Genomic DNA, 19538 nt, shown 5'->3' with positions numbered 1-19538 from the left:
AAAGCCGCTGCCCCGAAAGGTTGGAAAATGTCCAAGATCACCACCAAGACCGACACTATCGAAAACGTTGAATTCCCGAGCTTCGACGCCTCCAAGGCGACCGACCAGATGCGCGCCTTCGCCGAGAAGGGCGTCGAGCAGTCGAAGGAAGCCTATGCCAAGCTGAAGACCGGCGCAGAGGAGACCCAGAAGGTTCTGGAGTCGACCTATGAGACCGCCAAGGCCGTTTCCAGCGACGTTTCGCTCAAGGCGATCGCCACGCTGCGCGCCAATGCCGAGGCCAGCTTCTCGCACCTCGAAGCCCTGGTCGGCGCCAAGACCCTTTCGGAAGTCGTCGAGCTGCAGACCTCCTTCCTGCGCAAGCGCGTCGAAATGGCCGTCGAGCAGGCCAAGGAGTTCCAGACCGTTGCCACCAAGGCGGTCGAGGACGTTTCCAAGCCGGTCAAGAGCGCCTTCGAGAAGGCGATGAAGGACGCCAAGGCTGCCTAATTTCCGCGCACAACCGTGCGATGCATCAAAACGTCGCATTTCGTCAGACAAATAGTCATGCGATAGGTTGAGCAACCAGATACCCGGAAATGGAACCTCCTCCCTCCGTTTCCGGGGTGACCAGCCAGCACCTCCTCCCGCTGGCTCGTAACAGGAAAAGGCCGGCACCTCCTCCCGCCGGCCTTTTCTTTTGCCTTGACCAAAGGCGGATGAGGAAACGGTAGTGGGTCAGTTTGAATTTTCCCCTAGCCTTCTCAAGAACCGGTTCGCCGCGATCACAGCACCAAATCCCAATGCGGCTAAGACGGCAGCGATTGGCGTTATGCCAATCGTCAGGTAATCGAATGCTCCAATGGCATAGCCGAGCGATGTAACCCAATTGGGCAGTGATTGGCCTAGGTGATTTTCAAGGATGATTTCACCGGCGATTAAAACGCTGGCTTGAAACACAAACAGCCAGAAAATAGCGGCAAAGAGCCCAAACCTTTTCGCAAAATAGAATCGTTCAAGGCCATACGGAATAGCAACTGCTGCGAAGGAGAGGATCAGAAAAACCATGTAGTTGAACTAGCATGGCGCGCGCTCGCATGTCTAAGCCTATTCCCTATGGCGTCTTTTGTAGGGACCGCGCACAAGCGGCTTCTCGGCTTCTTTTGCCTCGATCAGCGCAACGATGTCCGCAATCTCCCAAAGCTTGTCAGTGACGCCAGCGGCCATGGCCGGCGTAACGCGCAGCGTCTTATGGATGCGGACGAAGTTGTAATACATGAAGTGCAGAGCGACCGCGTTGGCGTGGGCTTCCACCTTCTTTGAAAAGCCGTTGGTCAGGCGGGTGAAGCGGCGCATGTGCATGCGCATGGTGAGGTTCTGGCGCTCGGCAAATGACGTGCTGACGTGCTTGGGGTCGGGATTGCCTTCAACAGTCTCTTTGCGTGCGCCAGTGCATTCGGCGGGGCTGTAACGGCCCTTGGCGCTGTCCGGCGACGTGCCGTAAATCTTGACCAGCATGGCGTAATCAACGTCGCCACCGAAAGCGCCTTCGACCGCTTCGAGATATGCCCTATGGCCGTCGCTGGTCAGCTGGACGCGATTAGCGAGACGGCGGGAAAGATCGTCAATGAAGGCCATTGCGTATTCGCTGTCGCGCCCGCCGACCAGCCATGACATGACAAGCTTGGTGTCGGCATCAATGGCCGTCCAAGTCCAGGTATCGCCAGCCCATTCCGGTGCAGCCTTAGCGGCCCGGACGTTCTTTTCCTTAGCGTAGGTGAAGCTCCAGATTTCATCGACCTGAATGCGCTTGCTGGTCAGGTTGCGAAGGGCTTCGTCTTGATAGGCAGCGCAGACCGCGCCGGCGTCCGAGAGCAGCTTGGCGACCGTGTTTTTGCTCATGCCCATAACGCGAGTGATGGCGCGGATCGACTGGCCTTCGCAGAGCAGGTGGAGGATTTTGGAGCGCGTCGCGGTATCGAGCTTGTTCATGCCGAAATACTGCCATATCCAATCGGGCATAGCAAGCATTATGTGTCAGTTTGCGTTTTTGCGCAGGTCGGCCTAATATGCCGAATCGCAGGGGTAAGAGTGCATCATGGAATACAAAACACCGGGGCAATTGATATTGGCGCTTTTGGCAGAGAAGGGATGGACGCAAAGGGTTCTCTCCATCGTCCTCGACATGGACGAGACGGGGATCAATCGGCTTGCCGCCGACAAGCGCCCCGTTGATGCCGCGATGGCCTTGGCGCTTGAAGAGGTCTTTCAGGTGCCCGCAGAAAGGTTTCTGGAGCTTCAGCGCAGCTTCGATCTCGCGAAGGCACGCATCACTGTCCGGCCTGATCCGGCCCGAGCTACCCGCGCGCTGCTTTATGGGGATTTGCCAGTAGCGGAAATGATCAAGAGAGGTTGGATCGAGGCGGAAAGCGTTCGCGATACCGCTAAGGTCGATTCCGAGTTGATGCGCTTCTTTGGCGTGAACCGGATCGAAGACATTCAGATACTCCCCCACGCCGCTAAGAAGACAGAGGTTCATGGCGACGCCACGCCGGCACAAATTGCGTGGCTATATCGCGTGAAACAGATTGCCGAAGGCATGTTGGTGAAGCCGTATTCGCCAGATGCGGTCCGCGCTGCGCTCACCAAGCTGCGCGGCCTTATGGTTTCCGCTGAAGGTGCAGCGGGTGTGCCGCGTCTTATGGCAGAATGCGGAATTCGATTTGTCGTGGTGGAATCTCTGGCGTCCGCCAAAATCGACGGTGTTTGTTTTTGGCTGAATGATCGCTCGCCAGTCATCGGCATGTCCCTTCGCTTCGACCGGATCGACAATTTCTGGTTCGTCCTGAGGCATGAGCTGGAACATGTCCTGCAAGGCCACGGTCGCCAAGGCGCGATGCTCGACGCTGAATTGGAAAAAGAACGCGCAGGCGTTGGTCCGACTATCGCGGCTGAAGAACGCGTAGCCAACCAAGCGGCACAGGACTTCTGTGTGCCGGCGGCAACTTTGGATGCGTTCATTGCGCGCAAAGCGCCGTTCTTTTCCGAGCGCGACCTAATCGGGTTCGCTCGCGTCTGCAAAGTCCATCCTGGCATCATCGCCGGCCAGCTTCAGCGTAAGACCAATCGATACGACAGGTTCCGCGACCACTTGGCGAAGGTCCGCGACATCATACTTCCCAATGCTTTCAAAGATGGCTGGGGCGATGTCGCTCCCGTCGATCCATAACAGAAGGACTGGCGTCAGAATGAGCAAAAGGCAGGAAAGGCAGCGTTTGATCCGTCACTATCGTGAGGTCACCGGCGAGACCGAAATCGATATGCACAAGGTCGCAGAATTCGCGAAGAGCATGGGCTGGAAGATGCCCACACCGCCTTCGGAGGTTGAACTGTTGGCGAGACAGTTTGCCGACGATGCGCAGGCCGAACGCAAATACGACAAGAACACCGGAAAGCCCTACCGCGTCTATCACGCGATTCCGGCCAGCGGTCAGTTGAACCTGTTCTTGTATGTCGACATCGACGAAGCCACGCGAAACCAGATGCTGAGGTCAGCGGTGAACCGTCGCGAACAGATGGTCAGCGACGGCTACAATCTCACCCTCGACCTTGATCATTGGAACAACGTCAACCCGGATTTGGAGCCGATCAGCCTTCCGATGGATTTGGCTTTGGATATCGAAATCCGCAAGGCGAGCGACGACGAACCCGAAGAGGCGGCTTAATCCGACTTTTTCCAGCGCGCCTCGGCTGCGACCTTCGCGATCTCGGCGCGCTGCTTTGGGGTCAAGGATTTTGACCTAGCCACACCACCTTTGACGGCACTCGCGAGCGGCTTCTTATCCTCTGCCTCGCCTGTGGCGAGCGAGACAATCGACTTCGCCAACTGGTTAGGATCGCGCGGGCGCTTTGGGTGCTTCTCTGTCATGGCTTGAAGATGGCATGCGCTTCCGCCTATTTCCAGACAGGGCGTAGGCGAAAGCGCCTATTGTGATCGGAGCGGAATTTCAAACTGACCCACTACCGAGGAAACCCATCCTTTGCCTTATCAAGGCCCTTGAATTAGAATCCGATAGCCCGTATTTGACGCATCGCCGAACGACAGAGCGGATCGCGGGGAACGAAGCTTCACCTTGATCCAGTTCAGGCAGGCGTGCCGTTGTAGCTCAGCTGGTTAGAGCGCCGGATTGTGGATCCGGAGGTCGCTGGTTCGATCCCAGCCAACGGTACCATTAACTTCTCCCGTAATTAGCTGATTTTATTACGTAAATGCGCGAAGCAAGGCTTCGGCCTTGCGGCTTTTTGCCCTTTTGTGCTACATTTTGTGCTACCTATTGTGATACAAAAAGCGCATCGGTACCATGGGACGACGAGGCGAAGAGCAAGATCCTGACCGCTTCCTCCGATTGAGGGGCAATCATTTCCACTACTACCGCCGCGTCCCAAAGCACGTCAGCGACCTCGACCGGCGCGGTGCGTTCGTTCGGCGCGCCCTCGGCACCACTGACCGAAAGAAGGCGCGCACCGCCCGAGATCTCAACGAGGCAGCCGACAATGCTTTGTGGGCATCGTTGATGCTGGGTGAAAATTCTCAAGCGGCGCACGTCCGATACAACCAGGCCATCAAGCGCGCCGGGTCTCTCGGATTCGTTTATCGCCCGCTCGCTGAGATCCTCACCGCCGAACCATTGGAAACTCTCCTTCAGCGCTTCGAAAGCACGATAAGTGAGCCGCCGAAATCGTCCGCCGTGGACGCTATCGCGGGCGTGGTCGAGCGACCTGACGAAAAGATATCCGATGCGCTGAAGGTCTATTTCTCCGACATCGTCCGTGATGAGCTGCGCACCAAGAGCCCCGATCAGCGGAAGCGCTGGAAGGCCAAGCGTCAGATGAGCGTCGATGTGTTCATCGAATTGGTCGAGGACAAGCCGATGAGCAAGATCACGCGCGAAGACGCGCTGAAGGTACACAAATACTGGCTCGACCGGGTGGCGCCCGAGCAGGGCGCTGGCGATCGCTCGGCCTCGACCGGCAACCGCAACATCGGTAACCTCAGATCGCTCTACGGCGATTATTTTCGCCACCTGGGTTTCCCCGAGGTAAAAAACCCGTTCGCCGATCTCTCCTTCAGCGACAAATCGAAGCGCAGCCGCCCACCGTTCCCGACCGACTGGATCAGAGACAAAATCCTCGCGCGAGGAGCTTTGAGGAATCTCAACGATCAAGCTCGGGGCATCGTGCTGGCGTTTGTCGAGACCGGCTGCCGGCCCAGTGAGATTGCGAACCTTCATGATGGGGTGATCCATCTTGACCACGAGGTACCGCACATCTCGGTCGAGCCTCGTGAGGATCCGGAAGATCCGCGCGAGATCAAGACAGCATCTTCAGTCCGGAAGGTGCCGCTGGTCGGGGTCGCTCTGGAGGTGTTCAAGAAGCACCCGAATGGGTTCCCTCGGTACAAGGACCGCGAAGCGCAACTGTCGGCTGTCGTGAATAAGCATTTCAAGAAGCACAATCTCTTCCCCACCGAGAACCACACCTTCTACTCACTCCGCCACTCTTTCGAGGACCGGATGAAGAACGCACGGCTCGATGAGGAACTGCGACGTATGCTGATGGGCCATACGATCGACCGCCCCAAATACGGCGAAGGCGGTGAAATGAAGATGTGGCAGGAAGAGCTTATGAAGATCGCTCTGCCGTTCGATCCTGCAATCGTTTGACTCGTTCATGCACGGTGGCGATCCGTTCTTTCCTCGCCTGGTAATCCTGCAGCGCGCGTTCCAGATGGTCGTACAGTGGAAGCAATGCCTCGCCCTTGTCGCCCCGCGCCACGATTATCTCAGCAACGCGGTCGAGCACGCGCTCGATGCGCTCTGCAGTGACCGGCCGAGGAGTGGGCGAGTATCGCCTCACGGCTTCGTTGTCCCGCAAGTTGCCAATCTCATCATGTCTTGCGGGGTAGTCGGCCTTTCGTCACTAGGGAAGGGGTCCTCTCGGTCCAGGCAGCAAACGGCGGCTGCGACCTGTAAATGGGGGATGTTGCTATCGCAGGTATGTCGTCGGGAGTTGGTAGCGGGAGACCGCTACAGCCCGACACCCACTATCGCGGAAGCACTCTTCTGCTATTTGGCGACGCTCTGTCGGGAACGCAAATATCGAAGGTCGCCTGCGGATAAGGTAGTGCGCGCCGGCTCGTGCTGCGCCATCACTGGCGGAACATGGCGCTGCAAGGTTAGAACAAGACAGGAACCGAGCCGATTCCGAGAGAACGACATGGATGAAAAGCCGCCAATCTGGGAATCGTTCAGCAAAGCGCTAGGCGCAGAATACCGCCCCGCGAAGGAAATTCAGGGCGCGAGCGGTCTGACCCACGAAGTTCAAGCGATAGCCGTCGATGACAAGGGAAACCGCGTTATCCTAATATCTGCTGATCCAAATCCACGCACGGCCGCGCTCATGCGTATCGATGTTCAAGCGACCATGCCAGACGCCAAGGTATTAGTTGCAAGGCCCCTAGCTGTGGATTTGGCGTTCGCGGCGCGTTTTATGTTTAACACCAAGACGGGCGAGCTTGACCTTCCGAAGGTGATGCAAGTTGCGCCATGATGGCAAAGGGTGAAGCAGCGCAAGACGAAATGAAAGAACTGCTTGGCCCGGGTATGAATTCGATTTTTGGCCCGATACAGCAAAGTGGCCTCCCCATAAAAACCCACTTTCTCAATGCCATTGAGCAGGCTGCCTCCCTGAACTGGCGGGCAATATTCGAGGGCAAGCACGGAGCCGCGCTCGATATGGCCCTAGAAGCGCTCAACCAACTGCGTTCCATTGACAATCTTGCTGGGGATCGAAAGCAGGGAATATGCCCCATTCCAACCTACGAGTTTACCGAAGGTGATTGGTTATGCTTCACAGCGGAAAGCACATTGATGAGGTGCAGGAGCGCTTGAAGAACCTCAACATATTTCAGTATTTCTTCCGTCCTGCTGACAACCTTGCACTTGGGCTAATCGACAAAGGCCTTTCGGCGGGCGACCAATTAAGGGCGGGTTTCGAGTTCGCCGAAGCACAGGGCCACTTGATATCTCCAAACACGTTAGTCCCCGATGCAGCTACTATGACGGATATGATCGGCGAGTTGCAGGCGAGAGGGTTCGTCGTAAGCGGAGAGACCGAGATTGCGATTGGCCCGGAGGGAGCGACATTTCGGCAAACGATTTCTCACCGGCCAGCCGAGGGCCTGATCGAGAGATTGTCGAAAATCGTCTCGTTTAAGGTGGACCTCAATCTTAGGGACTTTTTCAAGCCTCCGGTTTGATGTTCGGCACAGCCTCCCGGCCGCGTTAAGATGAAGCGAGGGACTTCGCAAGTGAGGTCAGCAGGTTCAAATTCTTTCCCCGCAACCAATTCTATCATAAATCAATAACCGTCCCGGTCTGACCGGGGCGGTTTTTGCATTTGGACGAAAGAGCAATCGCCGCGACGCGCCAGACGGTTCGTTACGGCGTCGAGAAGTTGCGCTAAACGGGTGCGCGCGCAAGTTAGCGCGCCTAAGCGCGGTGTACCGCACCCTTAATGGGTAAGCCATCATTATTGACGGTTACCGGTTGCTGGTGTTGGGACAAATCAGGGCACCAAGGCCTGAAGTCGGAAAAGACAGGTTCGCGCCCTATTGTCGCCGTTCAGCGCTCGACGCAAATTCTCAAAAAGCGGACATTCGCCTGTCGCCGGTAGACCGAGGCTAAGCGATAAGAACGCCGTCAGCTCCGTCTACGTGGAAAGATAGCATGCAGCTGGACTGCTGCAGGCAAGCGAGGGCCAATTTGCATGACCACTCCGAAGTTCGAGAAGCAGAACCATCACTACGTCCCCCAGCATTGGCAACGGAGGTTTAGAGACAACGGCAACCAGTTGTATGGACGCACAAAAAGCAACGTCCGCATCGTATCGACCAAAAAGACGATGCAGGTCGATTGGCTCTATACGATATTTGACGATCAATGGCGGCCATCCGATGCACTGGAAGATGCCTTCTCGGTGGACGAAGGCTTCGACGACCAGTTGCTCAAGCGCCTGGATACGCCGAGCTACGTCACAACGGCGGGCGACGAAGCCCAATTGTGCGCCCTCCTTGGATCACAGGCTAGCCGGCATCCTGATATGCTTCAGCGGGGGCCCACCCTGAGCCGAGAATTCGGCGTGCTTCTCGCCAGCGCCCATGACCACACGCTCGAAGCGTTTCAGGATCTGTGTGCTCAACACGGAATCTCCCCTTCAGACGCGCAAGATTGTTACCTCACCCTGAAAACCCGCACCAAGGAGCAACTGGCTGTGGAGCTGGCCAATATGTTGCAGCTCTCGCCTCAGTCTCCGCAGCTCCCGGTGCAGGATGCGATCCGGGCGGCTCCGCACATCGAGGCGGCTATCGCCGGCATGCAGCTGTGCCTTATCGACGCCCTTTCGCCATTGGCGTTCGTCCTGGGCGACACCCCGATACCCCAGTCCGATCTCGGACTTGGATTCTCGGTGGCGTTGTCCAAGTCGCTTGCGGTTATCGCTACCCCGGCCGGAATCACAAAATCGCCGATGACTCGCCGGATGGCGACGCAACAGGAGGTGGACGCGATCAACCGAACGCAGTTCGACAATGCGCTCGACACAGTGGTCGGCCCTTCGGCCGCGTTGCTCAGAAGCCTTTAAGCTGGCGCTTACGCCTCATGTCGTCGGAGCGGAGAAGCCCATGCGCCGCGTCGTCACCTTCTCCTTGCTGCCCAGCACCTCGATAACGGCATTGTTCGGGGAGTTCACAAACACATTCGCGAAAACCGGCCGGAATTTGTCATGGGTAAATTCGAGCGCGGGCAGGGTGAGGTCGGCCAGTGTTCCGGCGAGATAGTCGGGGAGCCGGATCAGCTCGCTATATTCTTTCACCCCGTCCATCAGTGGCAAGCCAAACTCAAGACGGGGCCGATCGGGCACGTCACCCGCCATGCTGCGAAGCAGTTGGAAGTAGATGTAAGCCAGATCAAATGTGAGATGGTCGTGCCGGTCCAACATGGCGTCGCGGTCGCTGATCCAGCGAATGAAGCCGGGGGCCTTTTGCGCGTCGAGATGTTTGAAAAGCATCGCGGCGAACGTCGCGCAGAGATGAATCTGTCGGGCGAGGCCCGAGTTGCGGTTTGGCCGTCTCATATCCCGCTCGAACGCAGCGAGACGCTTGTCGACGGACTGGTAGTACGGGACGGTTTCGGGGGAGCCCCGCGTAAACAGGCCAATCAGCTCGCGAAGATCTGGCAGTGAGGCGATGATGTTGTCGTCGGTGATGTAGTCATGCAGAAGCTTGGATTGCCGCTCCACGATGTAGCTGACGCTGAAGGCCACCGGCGACCGCAGATACGAGATGAGTCCGGGCGAAGCGGACCTCGAGCCCTTGATGTCACTGGGCGCCACGGCCGCGATGTATTCGGCGATGTTGGCCTGCGTGTCGTGATTCAACACGATCACGAAGGAGAATGCATCGTTTGCTTTGTTCGGATCTCCGATGCAGTAGTCGGAAATGACATACCAGGCCGCGCCCGCAGGATAGGGCCGGAACCACTTTTCCATATCCGCAGCAATCGTGCGGTAACTAGCGTCGAGCAGCCTCAGAATGTCATACATGCGCGGAATCTATCCGAGCTACAAAGTATGCGCGACCGTCATTTGACAGCCGGGGGCGCGCCAAGGATCGAAAGGCAGACGGCCCTTGCTACGCAACCCGGACCAGCTTTGCTGCGGGCCGCCCGAGAACAATGGCTATCCGGCGTCGGCGGCTTCCGGCTTCAATGTCCAGACGACGTGCGTCTTATTGCCGACTTCTGCGAGAATTTCCGCGACATCGACTGGGTAGTGATGATGCGTCACTGAGGACATGGGATGGAAGTCGGGGGTGTAGCTTGTGACCTGCCCGGCGTCGTCGCAGAAGTGGTGAGCTGCGCCGGGAAACATCTCCATCGGTAGCGGAATCTTGGCGTTCGGGTTGTGATAAACGTTGAGGCCTTCGATCCAATCCTCTTCGTAGCCGGCGGAATTGACTATCACCCGGAAGATCTTCGCCATTGCCGCGTTCGGATTGTGATCCATCATGCGGCCCTCGCGCACCAGCAAGACTCGGTCGGAGCCGAATTTCCCCAGGATGCCTATGCGATTGAATTTCGCGATCGTGCCGGCATTGCTGGAAATGACCGCGCTCACATGCTCCGATTCCGGCAATCGGAAGAAGCCGGATACGATCGGCTTCTTGTCTCCCCACTGGTGGGTTTTGATCCGCTCGGCGGCAATGACGAGCTTGCCCTCCGCATCGAGCGTCGCGGTGTGCTCATAGCCGAAAAGATAGCGCTCCAACGCCGATTGTGTGTGGACCATCGACATCGGCGCTGAGAAGTCCGCAATCGCCAGGACGAAGGGCTTTCCGGTGACGTGCGGCTGCGTCCAGTATTTCTTCTGCAGCTTGCTGTAGAGCGCGCTGCCGAACTTGATCGGCATATACTCCTTCAAATAGGCCTCCCGATCGGCCGGGGTCTCCCGCGCGGGCGGGGGGACGATTTTGCCCTTCGAGGTGGTGGGGCCTACGGTCACCGCCTCGATGTAGAGCTCGCCCAAGACGCTCGAGCAGCAGAAGTCGGGGACCTTCTTGTCGCGGTTGAGGGTGTAATTCGCCTCGATCAGCGTCGCGAAGAGATAGAGCTCCCAGATCCGCTGGTCGAAACCCGTGGTCTGAAACTGCTCAACGAAGTTGCCGTCGGCATCTTCATACCACCGCATCATCCGCTCGATGATGGCACGTGCCGGCGAATAGCCTTCATTGGTCGTCAGCTGAACAAAGGCGGGATTCAGCCGCGCCTCGTCATGGATGTGGGTGAAGAAATCGACCGGCGCGCCTTTCTCGTCGCCTTGGTGATGCTCCGCGGCCTGCGCTTTCGCCGCCTTCCTCATTGCGTAATAGAGCAACCTGCGCGCCGCAGCCGGGGTGTCACGAAAGCCGGTTACGCCCACACCGCGAAAGCGCAGCTTGCCATCTCTGGCGAGCACGATGCCGCCGAAGTCTTGGTCCGTAACGTCCATCGTCGATATGCCGAGAACGTCGCCCCCTTCGGCTTCGAAGTAGTTCAACTCCTCAAGGTAGAGCAACGTCATGGGGTGACGGGCATAGCCCCCAAGCGCGTTGAACCGCGTCAGGGAGATCGGCGATAGCTTCAGAGCTTTCATGTGATCATTCTCGCAAAGTGCACCCGTTGCGAACAAGAAATTGGATGGAACACATCAAGAACAGATGGACAGGTCCTCCGACCGGCGCCATGATGGCGCTTCGCTGATGTCACCGGCGCCCTGGCGCACCAGTCGAGAAAACTTGTGACGTCCTTCACATAAGCACGGGTCGTATTCGGGTTGCGGATCTGCGCGGTGAAGAACTCGAGGAAGCATCGACCTGCTCGCTCGTCGGTAGCCTGCACAATGGCGGGTAGGGCAATAGTGCCGGCTGTCGCGAGCTGATTCACGGCCGCATCCCCAGCGTATTCCAATCCGGACGGATGAGGCGGATCAACCCAGATTCCAGTCCCGCCGCGGTGACGACAGGCAACCCGTTCCAAGTCATCTGCTCCGGTGTGGCAATCAGCACCCTGACAGACCTTCCCTCAGTAAGCGTCATCATGATGAGTTTTTTGATCCGCGAGCTGGTTCGCTGGCGTTCATGGCCACGACGGTAATGCCCCATGCGCGCATGAAATCCGGTCTGGGTGAGACCGCATAGCGGACCAGGTCGTCAACGATGAAGGCGTACACTCCGGTGTCACGTGGCGCCTTAACGCTGAGCTCAAACTCTCCCGAGTCGAGAGGCACCCACTCGCCCAAAACACGAAAGCCAGCATTCAGGAGCAAGCCGGCCGGCGTCGGCGAAAACGGCTCGTCGTCAATCTCTACTTCGACGGGCGCGCGCTCGATCTCGATGGTGCGGGTCATGCCGCCGGTGATCCCGGCATCCATGAGCACTCTGCGGACATGCTGGTATCGGATGTCGAGGGTCTCAGCGATCTCAGTCCGGCGATAACCCGCATTCGCCAATGCGCGTATTTTCGCGGACTTTGTTGTGCATCCGAGGATCGCCTCCTCGATTGGAAGTCGGGTGCTCATGCGGCTTTCGCCACCCGACGATCAAGGGCGAGCGTTCCGATCCAATGCGCCCATGATTTGACGAAATGCAGGAAGGCTTCTTCGGTCGTCACCACGACACGATAGGTCTCAGCCTTCGCACGCTCGTCCTCAGTTTCTTCATAACGCGACAGGAAGGCCATGTAGACCATCTGGTTGCCGGCGATCTCCCGGCCATCCTTATCGAGATAGATCACGTTCCCATGCGCGAGAGCATTGCGCAGAACCCGAAGCACCTTTTCAGCCTTCCGTTTGTCGATGGTATTGGCTTCGCCAGAAAGGGGATTTCGCCCATTTTCGTCATGCCAGGCATGAACCTCGTCCACGCTATTCATGACGCGCGACTGGCGCCACGCATTCTCCTCCGGAGCGCGTTGCCAGAACGGCGCTTCCAAGAAGCGCACCTTTGATAGCTCCTTCAGGCTTTTCACAAGATCTGCGTCACGGTCATCCTCGTGCAGAAAATGCGAAGGCTTCAATCGTTCGAATGGTATCGTCAGGACTGCCGAAGCTGCCAGCAACCCAAATGATGGGACCTATATACGAGTGTGACAACGGGGCACGCCGTCGATATGGATCCCGTCGACGACCAGTTCGGGTTCATGCGAACGCCCGATCCCGGATGAGTTTGCAGGAAATGCGCCGCATCGGCCAGTGTGGTGAAGGGAACGTTAGCCATGTTGGAACCGATCAACAGGCAGACGAACTGTCCTGCAAAAGGCCCGCGTTTAGCTACCTCGGCTGTGGCGACTACAGCGCCGCCGATGATTTTTCTATCCGATGAACGGGCATGGCCGTTGAGATAACTGTTCCCTGCGACCGTTGCCTGCGCAGAGATACCGCCAGGCCAGACCGCGGTCAAAGGGCGCGGGCGATTCTGGGGCGGCTTCGCCATGTTGGCTACTAAGGCGGGATCGTAGTCGCCTGGCTTCATCCGGAACTGAAGAGCCTCGGTCTGCCAGCAATCTGCCTGGCGACAGTGCATGTGCGCCGCAGCGCTACAAAACCGACAAAGCCGACGCGCTCGGCGCCGCCCATTTGATGCGCGCTGGCGGGTCCCGCCAAGCCTACCTCAAAGTCGCAGAGCTGCTACCGGACGGAGCTTCTCGTGACCCACCGGGGCAACCTGACAGCCAGTTTCCTGGATTTGGAGAACGCCTCCGGCACTCGCTGAAGTCGTTCGGTATACGCTTGAGCAAGGTCGGACGCGCCGCTTTCGAGGGCGGTGCGCGAGGCTGTGGCTGACAATCCGCTGTCGGCCGGGCTGTAGCGCGACAATCTGCGAGGGAGCGCGCGACAATCTGGATGAGAATCTTGTGTCGCGGCGGAAGGTGGCATCGCCAAACGAGGACGAAGCAGCGATCATCAGCTTCTCGCGAACGCCAGCAGCGGCGCGAAGTCGTGGTTGTCGGCGGCACGCAATGCCGCGATGTATTCGGCACGAAGAGTGCCGATGTCCCGAAGGGTTCCGCCACCCCAACTGAAAGGCTCGCCGCCAAGCAGCGCGATTAGAAGGTCTGCCATGAGACGGGCGTGACGGCCGTTTCCGTTGGGAAAGGGGTGGATCGCAACGAGCCCATGATGGAGCCGAACCGCGATTTCATCGGGCGAGAAGGAACCGTGTTCAACCCAGTATTGCGCGTCGCGCAGCAAGCCGCCGAGTTGCAGATGGACCTGCCCCGGATCGATGCCGATGTTCTTGTCGGTCTTCCGGGTTGAACCGGCCCAAGACCAGACATCCCCAAACATCCGCTTATGCAGCTCGAAAACGAAGCCTTCGGTCAAGATGCCGGTATCACGTCGGCGATCGGTCAAGGCGACCGCATCGTCGATGTTCGCCTGCTCTGCTTCGTTGAGGTCGGCTCTGGTCGTGATCCATGTCTGCAGCAGCCCTTCGCGCTCTTCTGCGTCAAGGGGTGTTGCATCGTCGGGCTGTGCAAAGACGTCGCTCACGCCGACTCCCAGAGATCGCGATCGCGCAACGCCGTCTCGATGTAGGTCCGGATGCGCTTGTCCAGGTCGCGATCGATCTGCTGATCCTCGAGTGCCATGGAATGCGAGACGCGGCTCAACGCCCGTAGTGCAATTTCGCGCGCCCTGTGATCGACCATCTCGGTGAGGCTCGTCTTGGGCACAAGCGCATAGACGATCACGCAGTCCATCGCCTCCGCGGCGCGGCGCAGCGTGTTTAGCTGGATCGTGCCAGTCGCTTCTGAGCGCTCAAGGCTGACGATGCCCTGAGCGGTCATGCCGAGCCTTTTGCCGAGCTGCGCGCCTGTCATACCGATCGCGTCGCGAATGGCGCGTACCCACCCTTTTGGCGGTGTGGCGAAGTGATCGATCGGCTTGATCGACGCCAGTTTACTGTCGAGACGGGCTCGGGCTCGGTTTCGAATCGTCGATTTCATAAGCTCACAGCTTTATCCTATGCCAAACTCTATCAAGTTATAGCTTGATACACGAGGATAGGAAATAAACCTAGAACTTTATTTTCCCAGGGCGCCTTGATGAGAGCGTTGCAAGCTGGCCGCAATGGTGCATGAAGCAGAAGCCGGCCGACTGGCAACCGCTGCCCGAGGTCTACCGGCTCGAGCGAGAGCGGGCTCAGCAAGAGGCGCTCGACCGAATCCGCATTGCCGCACAGGCCCGAATGCTTGCCCAAATTCAGGCCACAGGGATGCGCCAGAGCAGCGCTACTGCCTAGCCTGATAACATCTGACCTGGACGTCGTTAGCGAAGTCGGAAATTGCCTGCTGCTTCAACTCCTCCCCATTCCACCGCGGGATTCCGTAGGCAGCAATCACAATCGATCTCGCGATGGGTATGAAGTCCTTTTGGTCGATCGATTCAACAGCGGACATTATTTCCGACATATCCGCACCGCTTTGACGCTTGGTCATGACGCTGAGGGCGAGACCGCCTATGGCGTTGCAACTTTCCGTCACGGTCTCGCCTTTCGCTGGCGCCGTGGTCATGCAGAGCGGCGTGCTGACAAGCAGGAATGCAGTCGGTCGCGCTAGCATCCAGAAATGCCTAATGCTCTTGCGGCAGCGCACCTCATCGCGGCGCCGCTCCCATTTGCCGAAAAGACCCTAAATGTCTCGTCGTTATTGCAGGTCGCGGTGATGGTGCCGTCGCCGAGACGGCGAGCGTCGACAACTAATGGGCAGGCATCTGACGTGAAATTGTCCTGGATGACCTGTTGAGCGACCTCGGCCGGCTCACCGTCTGGCGCGCGGCTGAACTGCGCATAGGCAATCGACGACGTCATCAGCGCAATGCCGATGGTGACACCAACCCTTCTGCCGATCGCGTTCATTGGCCTCCTGGGCGGCTTTCAGCGGAACGCTTGCCGCAACGGGAATTGTCCGTCGCACGGCTTTCATCAGTCGGACAACTGCCAGTATAGCCGCCACCGCCGCCACCCGACTTGTATTGCTGGATGACAGCGACGCTCCGGGCGCCATCGCCTTCGATATGGGTGTTATTGCTGTTTGGATCGAACGGATCGACCGTCTGCAAAAGCTGGTTGCTGCGGTTTGCGTCGCCAGACGCCGGCGTCATCGTGTCGTAATTGTTAAGATAATCGGCGGCACAGCCCGATATTGCGAGCGCGACTGCAAGCCAAGATAGCTGCTTGAGGTGCATTCCCCCGTCCCCTAGCATGATACTTGCATAGGGTGCATTACTTGGCAATATTCTAACTAGTTGGGGTTACAGTTGACCAGGTTGCTTTCGGACACGCGCGGATTCAATAAGGCTGTCTCTAATCAGGCCGACAGCAGTTTGAAGGTAGATAGCCCGTCGGCTCCGGTCGGCGGGCTTGTCATTTCAGGCCTTGATGCTCGGCTCGGGCGGCTTCGGGGTGCCGTCGAATGACAACCGCTCCACCGTGGCGACAATCGCCACTGACAGTGCCTCGGCTTCGTCGAGCAGCGTCGGGCCATAATGGCCGTTGACCTGCTCCTCGCTCATCAGCACGCCGGGCGGGCAATGCTCCTCGATCGTAGCGCGGATCATGCGCAGCGCTGCGCGGCAGTCTAAGTCATTCTTGATGTCGCCGCTCACTGCCCCGATCCGCTGTTGGCAAACGGTGACGCGTTTGGCACGCACTGGAGCGACCAACCGGCCGGTGTTGGCTGCTTTTGATATTCGGTGATCGCGTTGGCGCACTGTTCGCGCGTGTCGAAGGAGCTGGGGAGAACGACAAGTCCTCCCTGGGGACCGGCGATAGCCAGATACCAGATCAATGCCGCGGTGGGAGCCATGCGAATTTTCCTCGTCAGACAGGAAACATTCAATTTTGCTAAATTGTTCCGGAACTAAATTGGGCGGCCTCGCTTGAATCGCGGTTCGTTGGGTTTCGTATGCGTTTGAAGTTCATCCCGCCGTTGATGCCGACGCTTGTCGACAAGCCGCCGGATGGCGACGGATGGCTTCACGAAGTGAAATTCGACGGCTACCGCTCGCAGATCGTCATCGACGAAGAGGGCGTGGGCATCTTCACCCGCCGCGGTCTCGATTGGACAGCCAAATATCGCGACCTGGTGAGAGCAGCCGGTGAGCTTGGAGCTGAGAGCGCCATCATCGACGGCGAGATCATCGTACTGAACGAAGCCGGCGTTTCGGACTTCGGCGAGCTGCGCAAGGCAATCACCCGTCGCCAGCACGATCTGTACTTTGTCGCCTTCGATCTGCTGCATCTCAACGGCCATGACTTGCGAGACATGCCGCTGATCGATCGGCGAGAGATCCTTGAGGCGATGATCCCGGTCGGGAAGCGCATCCAGTTCAGCCAGGCGCTGCCGGGCGACGCGAGAGCGATCTTTCATCTTGTCGACCAGGCGTGCCTCGAAGGCATGGTGTCGAAGCGCAAGGACAGCGCCTATCGCAGCGGACCGTCGACTAATTGGCTGAAGGCGAAGTGCTACAGTATCGACGAGTACGACCTTCTCGGCGTCGAGCGGGAGCCGGGCAAGCCGGCCTTTGCGCTGATGGCCGAGCGCGGCACCGGCCGCTATGTCGGATCAGCTTTCATCACCTTGAACCGGGAGATGCGCGAACGCCTCTGGCAGCGGGTCCAGGAATACCCAGGGACCGCGCCAAAGGGCATGAAGCGGCCGGCGACACAATGGGTCAAACCGGGCCTGATTGGTCGTGTGCTCCTACGCGGCGAGGACGACCTGCGCTACGCCTCGCTGCAGGACTTCCGCGAAGATGGAACATAAGGCATCTGCCCGCCTTAAACCTGTCGGGTGGCACACCCTCGCCAGTGGATGCGTCCTCGGGCTGCCCACAGCCTGAGAGCCGCTATCGCCCCTCAACGGTGGCGGGCTCGAGCTTCCTTTCAGCGGAACCTAATGTTTGCCTGCCGCTTATGGCGAGATGAGCACACGCGGGGCAAATTTCCTGGACAAATGGATGGCAGAGCATCTGCCGAATGAGGTGACCAACGACCCGGCCGCGATAAATGATCTAGCTGACCAAGCTATGGAAGCTGCGGACCGAGAGGGCATCGCGGTAAGCGAGATCTATGAGGAAGTCGGCAGCGTTGGATCGCCAATGTCGAACAAATACCCCTTCGTCGAAGACACGCTTGGCAAGAAGCTTGAGAACGGCACTGGGCTGTCGGTGAACTGCCTGACGTGCAAGCGCCGCGCGGTCCTCGATATCGCCGAGATGGTGAAGCGGCTCGGGCCGGATCATTCCGCCATGCATTGGGGACTGATCAAGGTCGTGTTCTGCCTCGAGTGCCGCGCCGCCGGCCGCGACGACCGAAACCTGCAGTTTACGAACCACGCGATGACGCCGGCGCAGCGGAAAGGCTGGAGGCCTTGCCGTAGCGGATTGACAGCAGTAACGCGGCCGCGTCATCGTGTCGCAATTGTTGAGATAGTCGGCGGCGCAGCCCGATATTGCGAGCGCGATTGCAAGCCCAGCCAGTCTGCTTGAGGTGCATTCCCCATCCCCCCTAGCAAGATACTTGCATAGGGTGCATTACTTGGCAATCTGCTAATAAACTACGGGGCGGGCTTGAACAGGTTGCTTTGCGACATGGTGGTCATGCTCTAAGGGAGAGGGGGCTTCAAAGTGATCAGTAAAAACACCATCAGCACCGTCGGCGTCGTGAAGGATGCGTTTTCAATTCTGGGGGTAATTGCCGCAGGTGTCTGGGCCTTCTTTGTTTTCGACAAGACCCAGGCTCCGCAATACGCGACCCAGTTGAACGTCAGATCCGGGGTTAGCTTCTTCAACCCTTCGAATGACCCGGACGCTTGCGGTACCTCAATCGACGTTACCGTAACGAATGATCGAAACGCTACCGTCGAGATTAAGGGCCTCAGCCTCAGGGTTTGGCATTTCAACTATCCGAAAGACGGCGGGTATTTCGATTTTGAAAAACTAAAAGACAGCCCGCCAACGTGGGAGCTGCCGAATGATGCAGGTTTCGCCCTGACGGGGCACTACTACCCGAAGTCGAGCTACCACTACCAATTCGAATTCCTGGGAAAACCCAAGGGGCGCTACGTCTACTACCTTGCTGAAATTACGACAGATCCGGCCGAAGTGGGCAAAGAGACGTTCTCGTCCTCTCATGCCGAGAACAAATGCCTTGGAAGTTGAGAAGCGCCACACCGTGGTCCTCGCCTTCGGGTGCGGGATGACAGTGCGCCAGTTCGCCAAGCTTCCCCTGGACAGGCAGCAGGACGTCCACGGAGCCTATCTGACGCTGATGCTGCCACCAGACCCCGAGCCGGCTGACAACGACGTCGTTGCGCTTCCTGGAGGCCACTGGTCGACCGAGCTGAAGGTTAGGGTAGGGTGCTGGTTACACCACATGAAGGAAACCCTGCCGCATGGGCATTTCGGGCCGTGGGTCGAGAAACAGCCGGGCCATCTCGATCGAGGGCGCAGCAGTGCATGGCGATGGCCAGGGAAGCCCACCGAAGGGCGATCGAGGCTCGGGCGGCGTAGGCGATCAGGTGAGCCTTCTCGGCCTATCCTTGCCTTCGCCTTCGGCCAGGAAGGCGGCCAGAGCGCTCATCAATGCTTCGGCGCTGTCCCTTTCAAGATGAAGCTCGATCTCTTCGTCCTCTTCCGTGATCAGCAGCAACTTGCCTACGAGCGGGTCGCGCGAGATGACCACTACATCGTCATCCTGATAATCGGCTTCCCTGGCCATAGATCGATCCTTGCTCTTTGATCGCGCCAGCATGCAGCGGGCCACAGGCAGGCGCCAGCGCGCGGCGGACACTTCGGCTGTGTAGGCCAGTCTGCGGCGACGAGCGCGCTGGCGGCTGCTAGAGGCCTGGGCCAAGGGCAGGCAATCGCCATCCCCAGTGCGGACTGCTCGATGTGACGTGGGTGAA

At 58.4% G+C, this 19538-nt stretch carries 27 protein-coding genes, 1 tRNA gene and 1 pseudogene; 14 read left to right on the top strand and 15 right to left on the bottom strand.

What is annotated here, in order from left to right; all coding sequences use genetic code 11:
- Positions 1–27: 27 nt before the first annotated feature.
- Positions 28–489, top strand: coding sequence for a phasin (locus ACWGS9_RS00255; protein ID WP_454503347.1), 462 nt, complete (start codon positions 28–30; stop codon positions 487–489).
- 228 nt (positions 490–717) lie between these two features.
- On the opposite strand, the gene ACWGS9_RS00250 is transcribed toward ACWGS9_RS00255, so the two are convergent.
- Positions 718–1047, bottom strand: coding sequence for a hypothetical protein (locus tag ACWGS9_RS00250; RefSeq protein ID WP_454503346.1), 330 nt, complete (start codon positions 1045–1047; stop codon positions 718–720).
- A gap of 39 nt (positions 1048–1086) precedes the next feature.
- Positions 1087–1971, bottom strand: a complete 885-nt coding sequence (locus ACWGS9_RS00245; RefSeq protein ID WP_454503345.1) for an IS1 family transposase — start codon at positions 1969–1971, stop codon at positions 1087–1089.
- Between the two features lie 106 nt (positions 1972–2077).
- Between ACWGS9_RS00245 and ACWGS9_RS00240 the strand changes: the two genes are divergently transcribed.
- The 4 genes from ACWGS9_RS00240 to ACWGS9_RS00225 all read left to right on the top strand — a co-directional run bounded on the left by ACWGS9_RS00240 (position 2078) and on the right by ACWGS9_RS00225 (position 5702).
- Positions 2078–3208: a hypothetical protein gene (locus tag ACWGS9_RS00240; RefSeq protein WP_454503344.1), complete on the top strand. Its 1131-nt coding sequence runs from the start codon at positions 2078–2080 to the stop codon at positions 3206–3208.
- Between the two features lie 19 nt (positions 3209–3227).
- On the top strand, positions 3228–3704 hold the full coding sequence (locus ACWGS9_RS00235) for a hypothetical protein (protein WP_454503343.1): 477 nt from the start codon (positions 3228–3230) through the stop codon (positions 3702–3704).
- Between the two features lie 430 nt (positions 3705–4134).
- Positions 4135–4211: transfer RNA gene (locus tag ACWGS9_RS00230), tRNA-His, on the top strand.
- A gap of 129 nt (positions 4212–4340) precedes the next feature.
- Positions 4341–5702 carry an integrase gene (locus ACWGS9_RS00225; protein WP_454503342.1) on the top strand — a complete coding sequence of 454 codons (1362 nt, stop codon included), beginning with the start codon at positions 4341–4343 and terminating at the stop codon, positions 5700–5702.
- On the opposite strand, the gene ACWGS9_RS00220 is transcribed toward ACWGS9_RS00225, so the two are convergent.
- Positions 5662–5913: a hypothetical protein gene (locus ACWGS9_RS00220; protein WP_454503341.1), complete on the bottom strand. Its 252-nt coding sequence runs from the start codon at positions 5911–5913 to the stop codon at positions 5662–5664. The two genes, ACWGS9_RS00225 and ACWGS9_RS00220, sit on opposite strands and share 41 nt — an antisense overlap.
- Before the next feature lie 342 nt (positions 5914–6255).
- Between ACWGS9_RS00220 and ACWGS9_RS00215 the strand changes: the two genes are divergently transcribed.
- The 4 genes from ACWGS9_RS00215 (at position 6256) to ACWGS9_RS00200 (ending at position 8679) form a co-directional block, all read left to right on the top strand.
- Positions 6256–6588, top strand: a complete 333-nt coding sequence (locus ACWGS9_RS00215) for a hypothetical protein (RefSeq protein WP_454503340.1) — start codon at positions 6256–6258, stop codon at positions 6586–6588.
- On the top strand, positions 6585–6929 hold the full coding sequence (locus ACWGS9_RS00210) for a hypothetical protein (protein WP_454503339.1): 345 nt from the start codon (positions 6585–6587) through the stop codon (positions 6927–6929). Before ACWGS9_RS00215 ends, ACWGS9_RS00210 begins: the two co-directional genes overlap by 4 nt.
- On the top strand, positions 6926–7297 hold the full coding sequence (locus tag ACWGS9_RS00205; RefSeq protein WP_454503338.1) for a hypothetical protein: 372 nt from the start codon (positions 6926–6928) through the stop codon (positions 7295–7297). Before ACWGS9_RS00210 ends, ACWGS9_RS00205 begins: the two co-directional genes overlap by 4 nt.
- Before the next feature lie 509 nt (positions 7298–7806).
- Positions 7807–8679, top strand: a complete 873-nt coding sequence (locus ACWGS9_RS00200; RefSeq protein ID WP_454503337.1) for a DUF4238 domain-containing protein — start codon at positions 7807–7809, stop codon at positions 8677–8679.
- A gap of 15 nt (positions 8680–8694) precedes the next feature.
- On the opposite strand, the gene ACWGS9_RS00195 is transcribed toward ACWGS9_RS00200, so the two are convergent.
- The 5 genes from ACWGS9_RS00195 to ACWGS9_RS00175 form a co-directional block, all read right to left on the bottom strand.
- Entirely contained in the window at positions 8695–9639 is a 945-nt protein-coding gene (locus tag ACWGS9_RS00195; protein ID WP_454503336.1) for a hypothetical protein, read from the bottom strand.
- Positions 9640–9774: 135 nt separating this feature from the next.
- The gene (locus ACWGS9_RS00190; RefSeq protein ID WP_454503335.1) at positions 9775–11226 is read right to left on the bottom strand and encodes a hypothetical protein; all 1452 of its coding nucleotides are present in this window, start codon (positions 11224–11226) and stop codon (positions 9775–9777) included.
- A complete protein-coding gene (locus ACWGS9_RS00185) occupies positions 11223–11516 on the bottom strand; it encodes a hypothetical protein (protein WP_454503334.1) in 294 nt (97 codons plus the stop codon). The genes ACWGS9_RS00190 and ACWGS9_RS00185 overlap by 4 nt, the downstream gene beginning before the upstream one ends.
- Positions 11517–11667: 151 nt before the next feature.
- The gene (locus tag ACWGS9_RS00180; RefSeq protein ID WP_454503333.1) at positions 11668–12150 is read right to left on the bottom strand and encodes a hypothetical protein; all 483 of its coding nucleotides are present in this window, start codon (positions 12148–12150) and stop codon (positions 11668–11670) included.
- On the bottom strand, positions 12147–12599 hold the full coding sequence (locus ACWGS9_RS00175) for a hypothetical protein (protein WP_454503332.1): 453 nt from the start codon (positions 12597–12599) through the stop codon (positions 12147–12149). The genes ACWGS9_RS00180 and ACWGS9_RS00175 overlap by 4 nt, the downstream gene beginning before the upstream one ends.
- A gap of 452 nt (positions 12600–13051) precedes the next feature.
- Here ACWGS9_RS00175 and ACWGS9_RS00170 point away from each other — a divergent pair.
- Positions 13052–13435, top strand: a pseudogene (locus tag ACWGS9_RS00170) (IS110 family transposase); the annotation flags it as partial.
- Between the two features lie 98 nt (positions 13436–13533).
- Here ACWGS9_RS00170 and ACWGS9_RS00165 read toward each other — a convergent pair.
- On the bottom strand, positions 13534–14121 hold the full coding sequence (locus tag ACWGS9_RS00165; RefSeq protein WP_454503331.1) for a mobile mystery protein B: 588 nt from the start codon (positions 14119–14121) through the stop codon (positions 13534–13536).
- The gene (locus ACWGS9_RS00160) at positions 14118–14576 is read right to left on the bottom strand and encodes a mobile mystery protein A (RefSeq protein ID WP_454503330.1); all 459 of its coding nucleotides are present in this window, start codon (positions 14574–14576) and stop codon (positions 14118–14120) included. The genes ACWGS9_RS00165 and ACWGS9_RS00160 overlap by 4 nt, the downstream gene beginning before the upstream one ends.
- A gap of 131 nt (positions 14577–14707) precedes the next feature.
- Between ACWGS9_RS00160 and ACWGS9_RS00155 the strand changes: the two genes are divergently transcribed.
- The gene (locus tag ACWGS9_RS00155; protein ID WP_454503329.1) at positions 14708–14872 is read left to right on the top strand and encodes a hypothetical protein; all 165 of its coding nucleotides are present in this window, start codon (positions 14708–14710) and stop codon (positions 14870–14872) included.
- Between the two features lie 312 nt (positions 14873–15184).
- Here the strand turns inward: ACWGS9_RS00155 and ACWGS9_RS00150 are convergent, their stop codons facing one another.
- From ACWGS9_RS00150 to ACWGS9_RS00135, 4 genes are all read right to left on the bottom strand, one after another.
- Positions 15185–15487, bottom strand: coding sequence for a hypothetical protein (locus ACWGS9_RS00150; RefSeq protein ID WP_454503328.1), 303 nt, complete (start codon positions 15485–15487; stop codon positions 15185–15187).
- Positions 15484–15816, bottom strand: coding sequence for a hypothetical protein (locus tag ACWGS9_RS00145; RefSeq protein WP_454503327.1), 333 nt, complete (start codon positions 15814–15816; stop codon positions 15484–15486). Before ACWGS9_RS00145 ends, ACWGS9_RS00150 begins: the two co-directional genes overlap by 4 nt.
- 183 nt (positions 15817–15999) lie before the next feature.
- Complete coding sequence (locus tag ACWGS9_RS00140; protein WP_454503326.1) at positions 16000–16236, bottom strand: hypothetical protein; 237 nt, start codon at positions 16234–16236, stop codon at positions 16000–16002.
- Positions 16233–16436 (bottom strand): hypothetical protein, encoded by a 204-nt coding sequence (locus ACWGS9_RS00135; protein ID WP_454503325.1) that lies wholly within the window; start codon positions 16434–16436, stop codon positions 16233–16235. Before ACWGS9_RS00135 ends, ACWGS9_RS00140 begins: the two co-directional genes overlap by 4 nt.
- A gap of 99 nt (positions 16437–16535) precedes the next feature.
- Here ACWGS9_RS00135 and ACWGS9_RS00130 point away from each other — a divergent pair, with 99 nt between their 5' ends.
- The 3 genes from ACWGS9_RS00130 to ACWGS9_RS00120 all read left to right on the top strand — a co-directional run bounded on the left by ACWGS9_RS00130 (position 16536) and on the right by ACWGS9_RS00120 (position 18792).
- Positions 16536–17396 (top strand): ATP-dependent DNA ligase, encoded by an 861-nt coding sequence (locus tag ACWGS9_RS00130; RefSeq protein ID WP_454503324.1) that lies wholly within the window; start codon positions 16536–16538, stop codon positions 17394–17396.
- Between the two features lie 193 nt (positions 17397–17589).
- Positions 17590–18120: a hypothetical protein gene (locus ACWGS9_RS00125; protein WP_454503323.1), complete on the top strand. Its 531-nt coding sequence runs from the start codon at positions 17590–17592 to the stop codon at positions 18118–18120.
- A gap of 138 nt (positions 18121–18258) precedes the next feature.
- The gene (locus tag ACWGS9_RS00120) at positions 18259–18792 is read left to right on the top strand and encodes a hypothetical protein (RefSeq protein WP_454503322.1); all 534 of its coding nucleotides are present in this window, start codon (positions 18259–18261) and stop codon (positions 18790–18792) included.
- 355 nt (positions 18793–19147) lie between these two features.
- On the opposite strand, the gene ACWGS9_RS00115 is transcribed toward ACWGS9_RS00120, so the two are convergent.
- Complete coding sequence (locus ACWGS9_RS00115) at positions 19148–19351, bottom strand: hypothetical protein (RefSeq protein ID WP_454503321.1); 204 nt, start codon at positions 19349–19351, stop codon at positions 19148–19150.
- Positions 19352–19538: the final 187 nt, after the last annotated feature.

The organism is Mesorhizobium sp. Arg314, from assembly GCF_053714275.1.
The sequence above is the reverse complement of the archived record's forward strand: the minus strand, read 5'-3'. Positions and strand labels throughout refer to the sequence as shown.